Annotated in this window: 13 protein-coding genes; 6 read left to right on the forward strand and 7 right to left on the reverse strand. The window is 73.4% G+C overall.

The window, feature by feature from the left end; all coding sequences use genetic code 11:
* Positions 1-29: 29 nt before the first annotated feature.
* Genes AB0C84_RS37840 through AB0C84_RS37855 form a run of 4 tightly spaced genes read right to left on the reverse strand, consistent with a single transcriptional unit; the run spans position 30 to position 4,535 of the window.
* Positions 30-1,667, reverse strand: a complete 1,638-nt coding sequence (locus AB0C84_RS37840; protein ID WP_361075558.1) for an ABC transporter substrate-binding protein — start codon at positions 1,665-1,667, stop codon at positions 30-32.
* Between the two features lie 52 nt (positions 1,668-1,719).
* Complete coding sequence (locus tag AB0C84_RS37845; protein ID WP_338743631.1) at positions 1,720-2,586, reverse strand: fumarylacetoacetate hydrolase family protein; 867 nt, start codon at positions 2,584-2,586, stop codon at positions 1,720-1,722.
* Positions 2,587-2,589: 3 nt separating this feature from the next.
* Complete coding sequence (locus AB0C84_RS37850) at positions 2,590-3,513, reverse strand: Gfo/Idh/MocA family oxidoreductase (protein WP_361075561.1); 924 nt, start codon at positions 3,511-3,513, stop codon at positions 2,590-2,592.
* Positions 3,513-4,535, reverse strand: a complete 1,023-nt coding sequence (locus tag AB0C84_RS37855) for a Gfo/Idh/MocA family oxidoreductase (protein ID WP_361075564.1) — start codon at positions 4,533-4,535, stop codon at positions 3,513-3,515. Before AB0C84_RS37855 ends, AB0C84_RS37850 begins: the two co-directional genes overlap by 1 nt.
* Positions 4,536-4,713: 178 nt before the next feature.
* On the opposite strand from AB0C84_RS37855, the gene AB0C84_RS37860 reads away from it, so the two are divergent.
* Entirely contained in the window at positions 4,714-6,051 is a 1,338-nt protein-coding gene (locus tag AB0C84_RS37860; RefSeq protein ID WP_361075566.1) for an aspartate aminotransferase family protein, read from the forward strand.
* Between the two features lie 91 nt (positions 6,052-6,142).
* On the opposite strand, the gene AB0C84_RS37865 is transcribed toward AB0C84_RS37860, so the two are convergent.
* On the reverse strand, positions 6,143-7,033 hold the full coding sequence (locus AB0C84_RS37865) for a hydroxymethylglutaryl-CoA lyase (protein ID WP_361075569.1): 891 nt from the start codon (positions 7,031-7,033) through the stop codon (positions 6,143-6,145).
* A 112-nt stretch (positions 7,034-7,145) separates the two neighbouring features.
* On the opposite strand from AB0C84_RS37865, the gene AB0C84_RS37870 reads away from it, so the two are divergent.
* Genes AB0C84_RS37870 through AB0C84_RS37890 form a run of 5 tightly spaced genes read left to right on the forward strand, consistent with a single transcriptional unit; the run spans position 7,146 to position 13,694 of the window.
* Positions 7,146-7,838 (forward strand): GntR family transcriptional regulator, encoded by a 693-nt coding sequence (locus AB0C84_RS37870; RefSeq protein ID WP_361075572.1) that lies wholly within the window; start codon positions 7,146-7,148, stop codon positions 7,836-7,838.
* Positions 7,839-9,062: a CoA transferase gene (locus tag AB0C84_RS37875; protein ID WP_361075574.1), complete on the forward strand. Its 1,224-nt coding sequence runs from the start codon at positions 7,839-7,841 to the stop codon at positions 9,060-9,062.
* A 20-nt stretch (positions 9,063-9,082) separates the two neighbouring features.
* Positions 9,083-11,146, forward strand: coding sequence for a hydantoinase/oxoprolinase family protein (locus AB0C84_RS37880; protein ID WP_361075576.1), 2,064 nt, complete (start codon positions 9,083-9,085; stop codon positions 11,144-11,146).
* Entirely contained in the window at positions 11,146-13,047 is a 1,902-nt protein-coding gene (locus AB0C84_RS37885) for a hydantoinase B/oxoprolinase family protein (protein WP_361075579.1), read from the forward strand. The genes AB0C84_RS37880 and AB0C84_RS37885 overlap by 1 nt, the downstream gene beginning before the upstream one ends.
* Positions 13,044-13,694 (forward strand): isochorismatase family protein, encoded by a 651-nt coding sequence (locus AB0C84_RS37890; RefSeq protein WP_361075582.1) that lies wholly within the window; start codon positions 13,044-13,046, stop codon positions 13,692-13,694. The genes AB0C84_RS37885 and AB0C84_RS37890 overlap by 4 nt, the downstream gene beginning before the upstream one ends.
* On the opposite strand, the gene AB0C84_RS37895 is transcribed toward AB0C84_RS37890, so the two are convergent.
* Together AB0C84_RS37895 and AB0C84_RS37900 are read right to left on the reverse strand one after the other, a co-directional pair.
* Positions 13,668-15,161, reverse strand: a complete 1,494-nt coding sequence (locus tag AB0C84_RS37895) for a CoA-acylating methylmalonate-semialdehyde dehydrogenase (protein WP_361075584.1) — start codon at positions 15,159-15,161, stop codon at positions 13,668-13,670. The two genes, AB0C84_RS37890 and AB0C84_RS37895, sit on opposite strands and share 27 nt — an antisense overlap.
* A gap of 10 nt (positions 15,162-15,171) precedes the next feature.
* Positions 15,172-15,477, reverse strand: a 306-nt coding sequence (locus tag AB0C84_RS37900; RefSeq protein WP_361075586.1) for a thiamine pyrophosphate-dependent enzyme, incomplete at its 5' end; no start/stop codon positions are given.

The following is a 15,477-nucleotide window of genomic DNA, read 5'->3' on the forward strand; positions in this document are numbered from 1 at the left end:
CGGGGCGAGCGGCCCCGGCCCCGGTCCGGTCAGCTCAGCTTCCAGTTCGCGAAGTCCCAGGTCCCGACCTCGTTGGTCGGCAGGCCGGACGGTTCGAAGCCCGACAGGCGCGTCCGGAAGGCCCAGACCGCGTCGGGGTTGTAGAGCCACAGGTACGGGACCTGCGCGTTCTCGACCTCGGCGGCCTGCTGGAACAGGCCCTTGCGGCGCGCCGGGTCGGCGACCGCGTCGGCCCTGGACAGCAGTCCGTCGAGCTTCGGGTCGCAGAAGCGGCCGATGTTGCCGCCCGCGGGGTAGCCCTGGTCGCAGGCGTCGATGGTCGCGACGGTGGACGGCTCGGTCGCGTAGTTGCCGCCGCCGAACAGGGCCATGTCGAACGACTTCTTCTCGTACGAGGAGAGCAGCTCGTCGGCCTGCACCTGCTTGAGCTCCACGTTCACGCCGACGGCCTTCAGCTGGCTCTGGATCACCGTCACGGCGGTGTCGCGGTCGCGCTGCCCGGGGATCCACGACAGCGTGACGGGCTTGGAGCCGTCCCAGCCGGCGGCGGCGAGCAGGCTCTTGGCCTTCCCGGGGTCGTAGGCGTAGCCCTCCTTCGCCGACGCGCCGGCGTCCCCGTAGAAGCTGGAGTTCACGACCGTGCCGGCGCCTCCGAGCACCTTGTCGACCAGTCCCTTGCGGTCGATCGCGGTGAGGAGCGCCTGCCGGACGCGCGCGTCCTTGAACCGGCCCTGGGTCTGGTTGAGGGCGATCCGGGTGTAACCGGGGCTCTTGGCCGAGACCACCCTGACACCGTCCATCTTCTTGACGGTGGGCAGGTCGGTCGGCGAGACCTGGGTGAGGTCCATCTCGCCGGTGCGCAGCTGTGCGGTGGCCACGTCCGAGGTCACCGGCTTCAGGTACACCTTCTTGATCGCCACCGGTTCCCGGAAGTGGGGGTTGGCCTTCAGCTCGACGTACTGGTCGGTCTTGTAGTCGACGAAGGCGAACGCCCCCGAGCCCACGGTCGGCTTGGTGAAGAACCCGTTGTCGCCGAGCCCCTTCGCCGGGACGCCGCCGAGGACGTGCTCCGGCAGGATCGGGGTGTTGCCGATCAGTCCGGGCAGGCCCGCCGCCGGGCGCGTCGTGGTGATCTTCACGGTGGCGGCGTCGGGCGCGGTCAGCCCCGCCAGCGAGTCGGCCTCGCCGTCCGCGAGGGCCTTGGCGCCGGTCACCGCGGCGAACTTGCCCGCCTGCGCGCTCCCGGTCGCCGGGTTGGCGAGGGCGGTGTAGGTGAACACCACGTCCTTGGAGGTGAGCGGCTTGCCGTCGCTCCACTTCAGGCCCGGCCTCAGCTTGAGGGTGATGGTCCTGGCGTCGCCGGACACCTCCGGCGCGGCGGCGGCCAGGTGCGGCTTCAGCCCGTAGGACGCGTCCGCGCCGTACAGCGAGTCGAAGACGAACGACATGACCAGCTGGTCGGGGCCGTTGTTCGGCGCGAGCGGGCTGAACGTCTTCGGCTTCTGGTACAGGTACATGTTCAGTACGCCGGCGTCGCCGCCGGAGGACTTCTGCGTCGGGTCGGAACTGCAGGCGGCGAGCGCGGCGGCCGCGAGGACGCCGCCCAGCACGGCCGCGGCGGCCCGCCGGGCTGCGCCGGCCGCCGGTCTGCCGGAACGAATGGTCATTGACTTGCCTCTTCTCGGCGGTGGCCGGGAGCGCGCCCGGCCACTGGTCCGCTCAGCGGACGCGGTTCACCAGGCTTCCGAGCCCGCTCACGCGGACGGTCATCTCATCGCCTGCGGACAGGAACTCCCCCGATGCCAGTCCCACCCCGGACGGCGTGCCGGTGTAGAGCACGTCGCCGGGCTCCAGCGTCATCAGCCGGGACGCGAACGCCACCAGCTCCGCGACGTTGAAGATCATCTGACCGGTGTCGCCGTGCTGCCGGACCCGCCCGTTGACCTCCAGGGTCACCTCGAGCCTCTGCGGGTCGGGCACCTCGTCGGCGGAGACGAGGTAGGGGCCCAGCGCGGCGAACCCGTCGAGCCACTTGCCGTTCAGCCAGTCGAAGAACGCGACCGCGGGATCGCCGGTGTCGCGCTCGTGGCCGTAGTCCATCTTCCGCGCCGACACGTCGTTGCCGATGGTGTAGCCGGCGACGTGGGCGAGGGCGTCCTCGACCGGGATGTCCTTGCCGCCGCGCCCGACCACCGCGACCAGCTCGGCCTCCCAGTCGATGCTGGGGCTGACCGACGGCAGCGCGATCTCCTCCCCGGGGCCGCTGACGGAGGTGGCGGGCTTGATGAACAGCCGCGGCGAGATCCGCGCCTTGTCGATCGGATCCCCGCCCGTCTCGGTCACGTGCTCCTGGTAGTTGGCGGCGACCGCGAGGACCTTGCCCGGGCGCAGCAGCGGCGCGAGCAGGGTCACCTCGTCCAGGGCGCGGGCCGGTCCACCGGACGGCGCCGCACCGGGTCCGCCGTCCGCGAGCGCGGCGACCACGGGCGTGAGGTCGCCGGGGCCGAGGTCGGTGACGCGACCGCCGTCGACGACCTCGCCGTGGCGGACTCCGCCGTCCGGCAGGCGGTACGTCGCGAACTTCATGGATCAGACCTCCGGGGAGTCGATCGGCACGGGCGTGCCGAGGGCGAGCGAGCGGGCCGCGGCGTCGGTGACGCGCAGCGCGGCGAGGGCGTCGGCCGGGCCGGCCTCCGGCGGGCGCCCGGTGACGACGGCGGTGTGCAGGGCGGTGAGCATCCGGCCGACGGTGCCGGGGCCGTGCCAGGCGGCGCGGTTCCCCGTCACCGTCCGGACGGACGCGCCCGGCCGGGCGGCGTCGACGTCCATGACCCCGCCGGACCCGCTGACGCGGTAGCGGTGCAGCGCCATGCCGGGGGCGTCCGCGGTGCCGCGCAGCCGGCCGACGGTGATCGTGCTGGTCAGGCCGTGCTCGTGGTCGAGCAGCAGGACGGTGATCGCGCCGCGTCCGCCGGCCCGCAGGGCGTGCACGCGGCGGACGGCCTGACCGGTGAGGGCCCGTACGACGTCCACCGGATAGAGGCCGAAGTTGGCGAGTTCGCCTTCCGGGCACGGGTCGCCGCCGTCGACGAGGAAGTCGGCCTGCACGTTCCAGGGCAGCCCGACGCGTCCCGCGGCGAGCGCGCCCGCGGCGGCCTGGACGGCGGCGCCGAAGCGGTGGTGGTGCGCGGGCATGCAGACCCGGCCCGTCTCCGCCGCGGCCGCGGCGATCGCCTCGATCTCCGCGACGTCCAGGGCGAGCGGCTTGTCGGCGAGGACGTGGCAGCCGGCGCGCAGGGCCTCGATGACGCGGGCGGCCCGCTCGGCGGGCGGCGCGCACACGCACACGACCTCGGCTCCCGTCTCCCGGACGGCGCGCGTGAGGTCGGGCAGCCCGCTCTCCACGACCGTGAACCCGGCGTGCTCGTGGAACGCGGGAAGGTACATGTCGTGCTGGTGGTCCTGGGTCCCGAAACCGCCGGACCCCCAGGGCAGCACCCTCAGCGCGCGCATCAGGGCGCCTCCTTCAGGACGTCGGCGACCCGGACGGGCGCGCCGGTCGCGATCGATCGTTCGGCGGCGACGCCCATCGCCACGGCCAGCAGCCCGTCGGCGCCCGTCACGGCCGGCGGGCCTCCGGTGACGGCGTCGGCCCAGGCGCCGATCTGGGCGGCGAACCCGTCGGCGCCGCCGGGCGGGAGCAGCGCGGTGCCCGCCTCGTCGGTCACGGTCCCCGCCTCGCCGTCCCAGGGCAGGGTGAGGATCCCGCCGGTGCCGGCGACCATGACGTCGCGGCGGGCGAGCGAGGCCGGGCGGTGCCCGCGGCTCATCTCGCACACGGCGGTCGCACCGCCGCCGAACGAGACCGTCATCTCCAGGTAGTCGTGGACGCCGAGTTCGGCGGCGGTCTGGCGGCGGCCGCGCGCGTACACGCTCTCCGGGGTGTCGCCCGTCCACCAGGTGACGAGATCCAGCAGGTGGACGCCGTTGTGCAGGGCGTGCCCGCCGGAGCGGACGGGGTCGAGCATCCAGCCGCGCCAGTCCGGCCAGATCCAGCCGCCGAGGATGGACAGCCGGACGAGGTCGACCGTGCCGAGCTCGCCGGAACTCAGGACGTCCCGGACCGTCCGCGCGTAGTCGTAGTAGCGGTGGCTGTGCGCGGGCATCAGCACCCGCCCGGCCGCGGCGAACGCCTCCACGGCGCGCCGGGCCCCCGCCACCCCGGTGGCGAGCGGCTTCTCGATCAGCAGATGGGCGCCCGCCTCGGCGACCTGGACGGCGATGTCCGCGTGGGTGTCGTTCGGGGTGCACACGACGCAGCCGCCGGCGCCGGTCCCGGCCAGCGCCGCGGCGAGGTCGGCGAAGGCCGGGACGCCCCCGTTGGCGCGGGACGCGGCGGCGGCCCGCGCCGGGTCGACGTCGACCACGCCGGCGAGCTCCAGCCGGGGCTCGGCATGGATCGCGGCGGCGTGCTGCGCGGCGATGAAACCGGTGCCGACGAGCAGCACCGGAACCGGCACGGAATGGGATTCCATGCCGACGGATCCTGATCGTCAAACCATTCACATGTCAAGGGTCGGCCGGAAAAAACCTTGAGCCAACGCTGGTCAGGGCGCGACTGTCATCCAACCCGTTGACATGGAACACCTTTCCATGAACTATTCGACCGAACGGCTCCGATCCATCTTCGTCAACCACTTGGGGGCTCCCAGAATGACCACCGCCGAGCTGGCCGGGCAGAGATCGCGCGGCGCGGAACTGCTCGCCGCCGCGCGGACCGTGATCCCCGGCGGCGTCAACTCCGCGACCCGTCTGGTCGGCGCGCCGCACGCGCTCACCGCGGCGTCCGGGGCCCATGTCACCGACGCCGACGGCCGCCGCTACCTCGACTACCACGCGGCGTTCGGCGCGATCCTGCTGGGCCACGCCGCGCCCGAGGTGGACGACGCGGTGCGCGCCGCCGTCGGCGGGCTCGACCTGGTCGGCTGGGGCGTCACCGAGACCGAGATCGAACTCGCCCGGCTGGTCGTCGAGACGATCCCGTCCGCGGAGCAGATGATCTCCGCGATGTCGGGCAGCGAGGCCACCGCGCAGGCGATCCGGCTGTCCCGGGCGGTCACCGGCCGCCCGCTGATCGTCAAGTTCCAGGGCGGCTTCCACGGCTGGCACGACGCCGTCGCCCGCAACGTCATCTCCGCGCCGGAGCGCGCCTACGGCGACGATCCCCTGTCGCGCGGCATCCTGCCCGAGGCGCTGGGCTCCACGCTCATCGCCGAGTTCAACGACCTGGAGTCCGTGCGCGCCCTCTACGAGCGGCACCCCGGCCTGATCGCCGCCGTGATCGTGGAGCCGATCCCGCACAACGTCGGCGCCCTGGTGCCCGAGCGGGAGTTCGTGGAGGGGCTGCGCGCCCTGACCGCCGAGCGCGGCTCACTGCTGATCTTCGACGAGGTGATCACCGGATTCCGCCACGCGCCGGGCGGCTACCAGGAGGTCTGCGGCGTGCTGCCGGACCTGACCACCTTCGGCAAGGCGATGGGCAACGGCTACCCGATCGCCGGCCTCGCCGGCCCCCGGCGGCTGATGGAGCACTTCAGCTCCGCGGGCGGCGACGTGCTGCTGGCCGGCACCTTCAACGGCAACCCGGTCTCGTCCGCCGCGGCCATCGCCACCATCACCTACCTGCGCGACCATCCTGACTTCTACGAGCGCACCCACGCCCTCGGCGACCGCATGCGCGCCGGGCTCACCGGCATCTGCGAGGAACTCGGCGTCGCCGGGACCGCGGCGGGCTTCGGCGGGGTGTTCGCCCTCTACTTCACCGAGGCCCCCGTCCGCGGCTACCGCGACCTCATGCGCAACAACGACGCCGCCTACGTGGCCTTCCACCGCCGCATGACCGACCGCGGCTTCCTGATGCTCCCTCTCGCGCTCAAGCGCAACCACATCTCCGCCGCCCACACGGCGGAGGACATCGACCGCACGCTGGACGCGGCCCGCGACGTCCTCCGGTCGATCCGCGACGACGGCCTGCTCGCCCCCGCGCGGTAGGCACGTCCCCGGAACGCGGCGGGGCCCTCCGAACCGGGTGCCCGGCGGGCCCTGCCGCTCCGGGGCGCGGCGGCCGTGAACGCGCCGCCCATCAGGAGCCGGGGAACGGACCCGCGCGGCCGAGCAGGGCGGGCACGGGCTTTCCGAGGCGTTCGCCGAGCCAGGCCGCCGTCTCGGCGACGGCGGACATCCGGACTCCGGTGTCGACCCCCGAGCGGTCCAGGGCGTACAGCAGGTCCTCGGTCGCGATGTTGCCGGTGGCGGCGGGCGCGAACGGGCAGCCGCCGAAGCCGCCGGTGCTGGCGTCCAGGGCGCTCACCCCGCATTCGAGGGCGGTGAGGGCGTTGGCGTAGCCGGTGTTGCGGGTGTTGTGGAAATGGCAGCGCAGCGGGACGCCGGGGGCGATCTCGGCGGCGCCCGTGAGCAGCGTGCGGACCTGGGCGGGCACGCCGACACCGATCGTGTCGGCCACGGCGATCTCGTCGGGTTCGCTTTCGGCGACCCGCCGCACCAGGTCGAGCACGCGGTCCGCGGGGACCTCGCCCTCGAAGGGGCAGCCGAAGGCGGCGGCGATCGTCACGGTGCGGCGGAGCCCGGCGGCGCGGGCCTCCGCGGCGACGGCCGCCCAGGCGGCGACGCCCTCCTCGACCGTGCAGCCCTGGTTGCGGCGGCTGAACTCGTCGGTGGCCACGACGACGACGTTGACCTCGTCCACCCCGGCGGCGAGCGCGCGGTCGAGCCCGCGCCGGTTGAGGACGAGCCCCGCGTAGCCGACGCCGTCCGGCCTGGGGAGCCGCTCCATCACCGCCTCGGCGTCGGCCATCTGCGGGACGCGCTTCGGGTTCACGAAGCTGACGGCCTCGATCCGCCGCAGGCCCGCCGCGACGCTGCGCTCGATGAGCCGCACCTTGTCGGCGGTCGCGAGGATCGCGGACTCGTTCTGCAGCCCGTCTCGGGGCGCCACCTCGATGAGTTCGACCATGAGCATCCTTTGTATGCAATCTTGAGTCATCTGCAGGATTGTCCTGGCAAGACTCTTGCGTCAAGACTCACGTTCTGCCTATCTTGCATGCAATCGACCGAAGGAGGTTCGGATGGTCCGTGCCGTGGACCGTGTCTACGCACGGTTGCGCGCCGACATCCTGGACGGCGTCCACCCGCCCGGGGCGCGGATCGGCGAGGCCGAGCTGGCCGAGGCCACCGGCTCCAGCCGGACGCCCGTCCGGGAGGCGCTGCGGCGGCTGGAGGTCGAGGGCCTGGTGGAGGTGCTGCCGCACCGCGGCGCGCGGGTCCCGGACTGGACGCCCGAGGACCTGGAGGAGATCTACGACCTGCGGATGCTGCTGGAGGGCGCCGCCGCACGGCGCGCCGCCGCCCGCGTCACCGACGCGGACGCGGACCGGATGGACGAGCTGTGCGCGCTGATGGAGGCGGCCGTCGAGCCGGGGGCCGGGCAGGACCTGGACCGGGTCGCGGAGCTCAACGCCGAGTTCCACGACATCGTCCGCTCCGCCGCCGCCAGCGGCCGGCTCGTGTCCATGCTCAACGCGGTGGTGCAGCTCCCGCTCGTGATGCGGACCTTCCACCGCTACTCCCCCGCCGACCTGGCCCGCAGCTCCGCGCACCACCGCGAGCTCGCCGCCGCACTGCGCGCCCGCGACGGGACGTGGGCCGAGTCGGTGATGCGGGCGCACGTGCTCGCCGCGAAGGCGGTGCTGCTGCGCGCCGCCCGCACCCCGGGCGACCAGAACGACCAGGACGACCACACGGAAACGAGGACCGGCTAGATGTCAACGCACGACGGCGCCGCACCGGACGCCAGGGGCCCGCTCGCCGACCTGCGGGTCGTGGAGATGGGGCAGCTGCTCGCCGGACCGTTCTGCGGCCAGCTGCTCGGCGACTTCGGCGCGGAGGTGATCAAGCTGGAGTCGCCCGGCGCCGGCGACCCGATGCGCCAGTGGGGGCGCGAGAAGCCGCACGGCAAGTCCCTGTGGTGGCCGGTGGTCGCCCGCAACAAGAAGTCGGTGACCTGCGACCTGCGCACCCCCGAGGGGCAGGACCTCGCCCGGCGCGTCATCGACCGCGCCGACATCGTGGTCGAGAACTTCCGGCCCGGCACGCTGGAGCGCTGGGGGATGGGCTTCGACCGGCTCCGCGAGACGAACCCGGGCCTGATCCTGGTGCGCGTGTCCGGGTTCGGGCAGACCGGCCCCTACTCGCCCCGCGCCGGCTACGGGTCGATCGGCGAGGCGATGGGCGGCATCCGCTACGTCACCGGCGATCCCGGCGGCGCGCCCGCCCGCGCCGGGATCTCGCTGGGCGACTCGCTGGCGGCGGTGTTCGCCACGATCGGCGCGCTCGTCGCCGTCCACCACCGCGGCGCCACCGGGCGCGGCCAGATCGTCGACTCGGCGATCTACGAGGCGGTGCTGGCGATGATGGAGTCGCTGCTGCCCGAATGGGCGGTCGCCGGTTACCAGCGCGAACGGACCGGCTCCGTGCTGCCGAACGTCTCGCCCAGCAACGTCTACCCGACCGCGTCCGGCGAGATGATCCTGATCGCCGCCAACCAGGACACGGTGTTCGGACGGCTCGCGAGGACGATGGGGCGGCCCGAGCTGAGCGCCGACCCCCGGTTCGCCGGGCACGCCGACCGGGGCCGGAACATGGCCGAGCTGGACGGGATCATCTCGGCCTGGTCGGCCGGGATCGAGACCGGGGACCTGCTGGAGCTGCTGCACGCCGGCGGCGTCCCGGCCGGCCGCATCTACACCGCCAAGGACATGTTCGACGATCCCCACTTCGCCGCCCGGGAGGCGATCGTGCGCCTCGTCCACCCGGACTTCGGCGAGCTCCCGATGCACAACGCGTTCCCCAGGCTCAGCGAGACCCCGGGGTCGGTCCGCCGGCCCGGCCCGGGGCTCGGCGAGCACAACCGGGAGGTCTACGGCGGCCTCCTGGACCTACCAGAAGACGAGATCGCCGCGCTGTCGGAGCGCGGCGTCATCTGAGCACAGCACCGGGAGAGCAGATGGGATATCGACTGGGCGTCGACGTGGGCGGCACGTTCACCGACGTGCTGCTGGTCGACGAGCGGACCGGCGTCAGCCACCGCGCCAAGACGGCGTCCACTCCGGCGGACCAGTCGGAGGGCGTGCTCAACGGCATCCGCAAGGTGTGCCGGGACGCCGGGATCGAGATGCACGAGGTGGCGCACGTCCTGCACGGCACCACCGTGGCGACCAACGCGATCCTCCAAGGCCGCGGCGCGCGGGTCGGGCTGGTGACCACCGAGGGGTTCAGGCAGGTCCTGCAGATCGGCCGTTCGTTCGTCCCCGGCGGCCTCGCCGGATGGATCATCTGGCCGAAGCCCGAGCCGCTGGCCCGGCTGGAGCACACCGTGGAGATCCCGGGACGGATCGCCGCGGACGGCACGGTCGTCGCCCCGCTGGACGAGGACCGCGCGCGTGCGGAGCTGCGGCGGCTCGGCGGCGCCGGCATCGAGGCGCTGACGGTCTCGCTGATCAACTCCTACGCGAACGACGCGCACGAGCGTCGGGTGGCGGAGCTCGCCGCCGAGGAGCTGCCCGGCGTGCCGGTGTCACTGTCCAGCCACGTCCTGCCGGAGATGCGGGAGTACGAGCGCACCGTCACCACCGTCGCGAACGGCTACGTCCAGCCCGAGGTGTCCCGCTACGTGGGCAACCTGGACCGGTCGCTGAGCGGCAGCGGGATCGACGCGCCGCTGTCGGTGCTGCGCAGCGACGGCGGGCTGACCAAGGCCGCCAAGGCCGCCGAGGACCCGGTGTCGCTCCTGCTGTCCGGCCCGGCCGGCGGGGTGACGGGGGCGGTCTGGTTCGCCGAGCAGGCCGGGTTCCCCGACTTCCTCACCTTCGACATGGGCGGCACGTCCACCGACGTGGCGCTGGTGCTCGACGGGCGCCCCCGGATCGGCCGGGAGACCACCGTCGGCGACCTCACCGTCCGCGCCACCAGCGTCGACGTCCGCACGGTCGGCGCGGGCGGCGGCTCGATCGCGCACGTCCCGGAGCTGACCAGGGCGCTGCGGGTCGGCCCGCAGTCGGCCGGCGCCGACCCGGGCCCGGCCGCCTACGGGTCGGGCGGCACCGAGCCGACCGTGACCGACGCCAACGTCGTGCTCGGCTACCTGCCGACGCGGCTCGCCGGCGGGGAGATCTCGCTGGACGCCGAGGCCGCCCGCAAGGCGATGCGCTCCATCGCCGACGCGATGGGCCTGCCGAGCGTCGAGGCGGCCGCCGCCGGCGTGATCGACATCGTCAACGAGAACATGCTCGGCGCGCTCCGCCTGATCAGCGTCCGGCAGGGCTACGACCCCCGCGACTTCGCGCTGATGTCGTTCGGCGGCGCGGGCCCGCTGCACGCCAACGCGCTCGGCCGGCTGACCGGCTCCTGGCCGGTGATCGTGCCGCCGTCGCCGGGCGTCCTGTGCGCCTACGGGGACGCGACCACCTGCCCGCGCGACGAGAGCGCCCGCACCATGGTGCGCCGCTTCTCCACCCTCGACGACGACGAGCTGCGCACCGCGCTCGCCGAACTGGCCGACGCCGCCGCCGGGCGGCTGGAGGCGGAGGGCGTGCCGCGCGCGAGCCAGACCGCGACCTACCAGATCGACCTGCGCTACCACGGGCAGGGCTTCGAGATCCCGGTCGAGGTGGACCGTGCCACCGTCGACGGCGACCTGCTGGCCGGGCTGGGCGCCGCGTTCGACGCCGAGCACGAGCGGCTGTTCTCCTTCCTGCTCGACAACGAGCGCGAAGTCATCAACCTGCGGGTCACGGTGAGCGGGCCGCGTCCGGAGGTCGCGTGGCGCGTCCTGCCGGAGGGGTCGGGCGACCCGTCCGCCGCGCTCGTCCGCGAGACCGAGGTGTGGATGGACGGCGCCACGACGTCCGCCCGCATCTACGACCGTTCCCGGCTGCTGTCCGGTGACGTCGTGGCCGGACCGGCCGTGGTGGTCGAGATGGACTCCACCACGCTCGTGCTGGCCGGGCACGCCGCGACCGTGCACCCGAGCGGCAGCCTGCTGATCCGTCCCATGAACGAGGAGGGCTGATGGCCGAGATCCTGCAGACCGAGACCGCGCCCGTCGGCCGCGTCGACGTCGACCCGGTGACCCTGGACATCATCGAGAACGCGCTGCGCAACGCCCGCCAGGAGATGGACGAGGTGCTGTTCCGCACCGCGCTGTCCCCGGGCATCCGCGAGCAGCACGACGAGTTCCCGCTGATCGCCGATCCGTCGGGCAAGATGGTCGTCGGCCAGTTCGGGCTCTCGGTCCCCGACTTCCTGGAGAACTTCGACGGCACGATCGGCGAGGGCGACATCCTGATGACGTCCGACCCGTACGCGTGCGGCGCGGCGATCAGCCACGCCAACGACTGGCTGCTGGTGGTGCCGATCTTCCACGAGGGCCGGCTGGTCGGCTGGTCCTCGATGTTCGGGCACATGTCGGACGTGGGCGGCAAGACGCCCTGCTCGATGCCCGCCGACGCCCGCACCATCTACGAGGAGGGCGTGGTCGTCCCGCCGTTCAAGCTGTACGAGGGCGGCGTGCTGAACGAGCCGGCGCTGCGCATCATCCTCAACCAGGTGCGCATGCCCGACTGGAACCGGGCCGACCTGAACGGCCTGACCGCCGCGTGCACCACGGCCGCCCGGCGGGTCTCCGAGCTGTGCGCCCGGTTCGGCGTCGAGACCTACCTGTCCGCGCTGGACGCCCTGCTCGACCGCAACTACCAGGCCATGAAGGTCCTGCTGGCCACCCTCTTCGAGGACGGCCGGACGCTGGAGTTCGCCGACTACATCTGCGACGACGGCTGCGGGTACGGCCCGTACGAACTGAAGATCTCCCTCACCCGGACCGGAGAGAAGATCCATCTGGACTTCTCGCACGCGGCGCCGCAGGCCGTCGGGCCGGTGAACTACTTCATCAACGAGAACCTCGTCCGGATGTTCTTCGGGATCTACGTGATCACCGTCGCGGATCCGCAGATCCTCTGGAACGACGGCTTCTACCCGCTGATCGACGTGACGATCCCCGAGGACTCGTTCTGGAAGCCGCGCCGCCCCGCGGCGCTGAACGCCCGCAACCACGGCATCGGCCGGGTGTTCGACCTGTTCGGCGGGCTGCTCGGCCAGACCAACCCGGAGATCCTCAACGCGGCCGGCTTCTCGTCCTCGCCGCACTTCATGTACTCGGGCCACTACGGCTCGGGGCCGCGCGAGGGCGAGTGGTTCCAGCTGTACTCGATCGGCTTCGGCGGCGTGCCGGGACGCCCCGTCGGGGACGGCCCGGACGGGCACTCGCTGTGGCCGTCGTTCGTGAACATCCCCTGCGAGTACCTGGAGTCGTACTACCCGCTGCGCGTCGAGCGGTGGGAGACGATCGCCGACTCCGGCGGCGCGGGCCTGCACCGGGGCGGCAACGGCGTCGACGTCGCGTACCGCTTCGAGGAGCCCGGCACGATCGCGATCCACGACGACCGCTGGCTCACCTACCCGTGGGGGGTGAACGGGGGGCGCCCGGGCGAGCGGGGCCGCAAGTGGATCGACCGGGCGGACGGCACCCGGGAGGTGCTGCCCAGCAAGATCCATGACGTTCCGGTCGGGCCCGGGGACGTCCTGCACTTCGTGACCTGGGGCGGCGGAGGGTGGGGCGATCCGCTCGCCCGTCCCGCCGGGCTGGTCGCGCTGGAGGTCCTGCGGGGCCTGGTCACCGCGGACGGCGCCCGCGACGGCTACGGCGTCGTCTGCACCGCGGAGGGCGTCGTCGACGAGGAGGCCACCGGGCTGCTGCGGGAGCGGATGGCCGCGGAGCGCACGGAGATCCCGGTGTTCGACATGGGCCCGCCGCTGGAGGAGATCCTCGCCCGCTGCGAGGAGGAGACGGGCCTTCCCGCGCCGCGCCCGCCGGTCGACGTCCGGTCCGCCGCCGCGCTGAGGGACCGCCGGTGAGCGATGACCTCGCCGCCGGCTACCGGGCCTCGGGATTCGGCCGCGGCCTCGGCTGCGGCCGGTCGCCGGCGGTGCTGGCGGTGGACGTCGTCCGCGCCTACCTGGTGGACGGGTCGCCGCTGCGCGCCCCGGTCGAGGACGCGGTGGCCGCCGCCGCGGCCCTGGTCGGCGCGGGCCGGGCGGCCGGGCTGCCCGTGCTGTTCACCCGCGTGGCGTACCGGCCGGGAGGCGCGGACGGCGGCCTGTTCCGCCTCAAGATCCCCGCGCTCCGCGTGTTCGAGGAAGGGAGCCCCCTCGGCGACTTCGCCGAGGGGGCCGCCCCCCGTCCCGGCGAGACCGTGGTCACCAAGCAGTACGCCAGCGCGTTCCACGGCACGTCGCTGGCGGCCACCCTGACCGCGTCCGGCATCGACACCGTGCTGATCTGCGGCCTCACCACCAGCGGCTGCATCCGCGCCACCGCGACCGACGCGCTGCAGCACGGGTTCCGGCCGCTGGTGGTGGACGAGGCCTGCGGCGACCGGGACCGCCGCCTGCACGAGGCGAACCTGCTGGACCTGGGCGCCAAGTACGCCGACGTCCTGTCCCTCGACGAGGCCCTCAGCACCGTGCGCGGGTTCTCATCGGGCCGTGGGGAAGGCCATTGAGGAGGGTGGCGAGGACGTCCCGCCGGCCACGGCGGGAGCGGGCCACCGGGAGGTGACGGCCTTGGCGCGCGTGTAGAAGCGCACCCCTTCGGCCCCGTGGACGTGGGTGTCACCGAACAGGGACGACTTCCATCCGCCGAAGGAGTAGAACGCCATCGGAACCGGGATGGGGACGTTCACCCCGATCATCCCGACGTGCACGGCGCGCTGGAAGCGCCGCGCCGCCTCCCCGGAGGAGGTGAAGAGCGCCGTCCCGTTGCCGTAGGGGTTGGCGTTGATCAGCGCGATCGCCTCGTCGAGCGTCTCGGCGCGCAGCACCAGCAGGACCGGTCCGAAGATCTCCTCCTGGTAGGCCGCCATGCCGGTGGCGACGCCGTCCAGCAGGCAGGGGCCGAGGAAGAATCCCGGGCCGGCCGCGCCGCGCCCGTCCACGACGAGCTTCGCGCCCGCCCGCTCGGCGTCCTCGACATGGCCGGTGACGCGCTCGAGCGCCGCCTCACTGATCAGCGGCCCCATCTCGCTCGCCGGGTCGGTGCCCGGCCCGACCCTGATCGCGCGGGCCCGGTCGGCGAGCCGCTCGACCAACGGGTCGGCGGCGGACCCCACCGCGACCGCGACCGAGACGGCCATGCAGCGCTGGCCCGCCGATCCGTACGCCGCCGCCGTGATCTGGTCCGCGGCCAGGTCGAGGTCGGCGTCGGGCAGGACCACGGCGTGGTTCTTCGCGCCGCCGAGGGCCTGCACCCGCTTTCCGGCCGTGCTCGCCGCCTCGTGGACGTGCCGCGCGACGGGCGTGGACCCGACGAACGACACCGCCGCCACTCCGGGGTGCGTGATCAGGGCGTCGGCGGTCTCGCGGTCGCCGTGCAGCACGTTGAACACCCCGTCCGGCAGCCCCGCCTGCGCGTACAGCTCGGCGACCAGGTTGGACGCCGAGGGCACCCGCTCGCTCGGCTTCAGCACGAACGTGTTGCCGCACGCGATGGCGATCGGGTGCATCCACAGCGGGACCATCACCGGGAAGTTGAACGGGACGATCCCCGCGCACACGCCGAGCGGCTGCCGGAACGAGAACGCGTCCACGCCGGTCGACACCTGGTCGGAGTACTCGCCCTTGAGCACCTGCGCGATCCCGCAGGCGAACTCGACGACCTCCCGTCCCCGCACGACCTCTCCGCGCGCGTCGTCCAGGACCTTGCCGTGCTCGGCGGTGACGAGGCGGGCCAGCTCGTCCTCGTGCCGTGCCAGCAGGTCGCGCAGCGCGAACATGATCTGCGCCCGCCGGCTCAGCGACACCTCGGACCACGACTCGAACGCCCGGGCCGCGGTCCCCACCGCCAGGTCCGCCTCGGCGCGCCGCCCGAGGACGACCTCACCGGACCGGCGGCCCGTCGCCGGATCGTGGACGGCGGCCGAGGTGCTCCCGCCCACCGGGACACCACCGATCCAGTGCTGGATAGAACGCATCGGGTTCCTTTCAGAGGTAGAGGCGCTGGGCCTTCTTGTCGTCGTCGTAGCGGGCGCGCGCCTGCCGGGTGTCGTCCAGTCCGGAGACCTCGGCGACCGGGACGTCCCACCACGCCTCACTGCCCGGCGCCGCGACGAGCGGGTCGGTCTCCACGTGCACGACCGTCGTGCGGGGCGACGCGATCGCCTGGCGGAGCGCCTTCCTGAAGCCGTCGGCGTCGGCGGCGCGGATGACGTCGGCGCCGAGGCTGGCGGCGTTGGCGGCGAGGTCGACCGGGAGGGGGGCGCCGTCCAGGCCGGTGGGGGTGCGCAGGCG

The sequence above is a fragment of the Actinomadura sp. NPDC048955 genome, from assembly GCF_040649435.1.
Taxonomy (GTDB): Bacteria; Actinomycetota; Actinomycetes; order Streptosporangiales; family Streptosporangiaceae; genus Spirillospora; species Spirillospora luteofluorescens.

Excerpts from the sequence above, each read along its gene's own strand:
- AB0C84_RS37840 (WP_361075558.1), bottom strand. The coding sequence starts at position 1,667 with ATGACCATTCGTTCCGGCAGACCGGCGGCCGGCGCAGCCCGGCGGGCC.
- AB0C84_RS37845 (WP_338743631.1), bottom strand. The coding sequence starts at position 2,586 with ATGAAGTTCGCGACGTACCGCCTGCCGGACGGCGGAGTCCGCCACGGC.
- AB0C84_RS37850 (WP_361075561.1), bottom strand. The coding sequence starts at position 3,513 with ATGCGCGCGCTGAGGGTGCTGCCCTGGGGGTCCGGCGGTTTCGGGACC.
- AB0C84_RS37855 (WP_361075564.1), bottom strand. The coding sequence starts at position 4,535 with ATGGAATCCCATTCCGTGCCGGTTCCGGTGCTGCTCGTCGGCACCGGT.
- AB0C84_RS37860 (WP_361075566.1), top strand. The coding sequence starts at position 4,714 with ATGACCACCGCCGAGCTGGCCGGGCAGAGATCGCGCGGCGCGGAACTG.
- AB0C84_RS37865 (WP_361075569.1), bottom strand. The coding sequence starts at position 7,033 with ATGGTCGAACTCATCGAGGTGGCGCCCCGAGACGGGCTGCAGAACGAG.
- AB0C84_RS37870 (WP_361075572.1), top strand. The coding sequence starts at position 7,146 with ATGGTCCGTGCCGTGGACCGTGTCTACGCACGGTTGCGCGCCGACATC.
- AB0C84_RS37875 (WP_361075574.1), top strand. The coding sequence starts at position 7,839 with ATGTCAACGCACGACGGCGCCGCACCGGACGCCAGGGGCCCGCTCGCC.
- AB0C84_RS37880 (WP_361075576.1), top strand. The coding sequence starts at position 9,083 with ATGGGATATCGACTGGGCGTCGACGTGGGCGGCACGTTCACCGACGTG.
- AB0C84_RS37885 (WP_361075579.1), top strand. The coding sequence starts at position 11,146 with ATGGCCGAGATCCTGCAGACCGAGACCGCGCCCGTCGGCCGCGTCGAC.
- AB0C84_RS37895 (WP_361075584.1), bottom strand. The coding sequence starts at position 15,161 with ATGCGTTCTATCCAGCACTGGATCGGTGGTGTCCCGGTGGGCGGGAGC.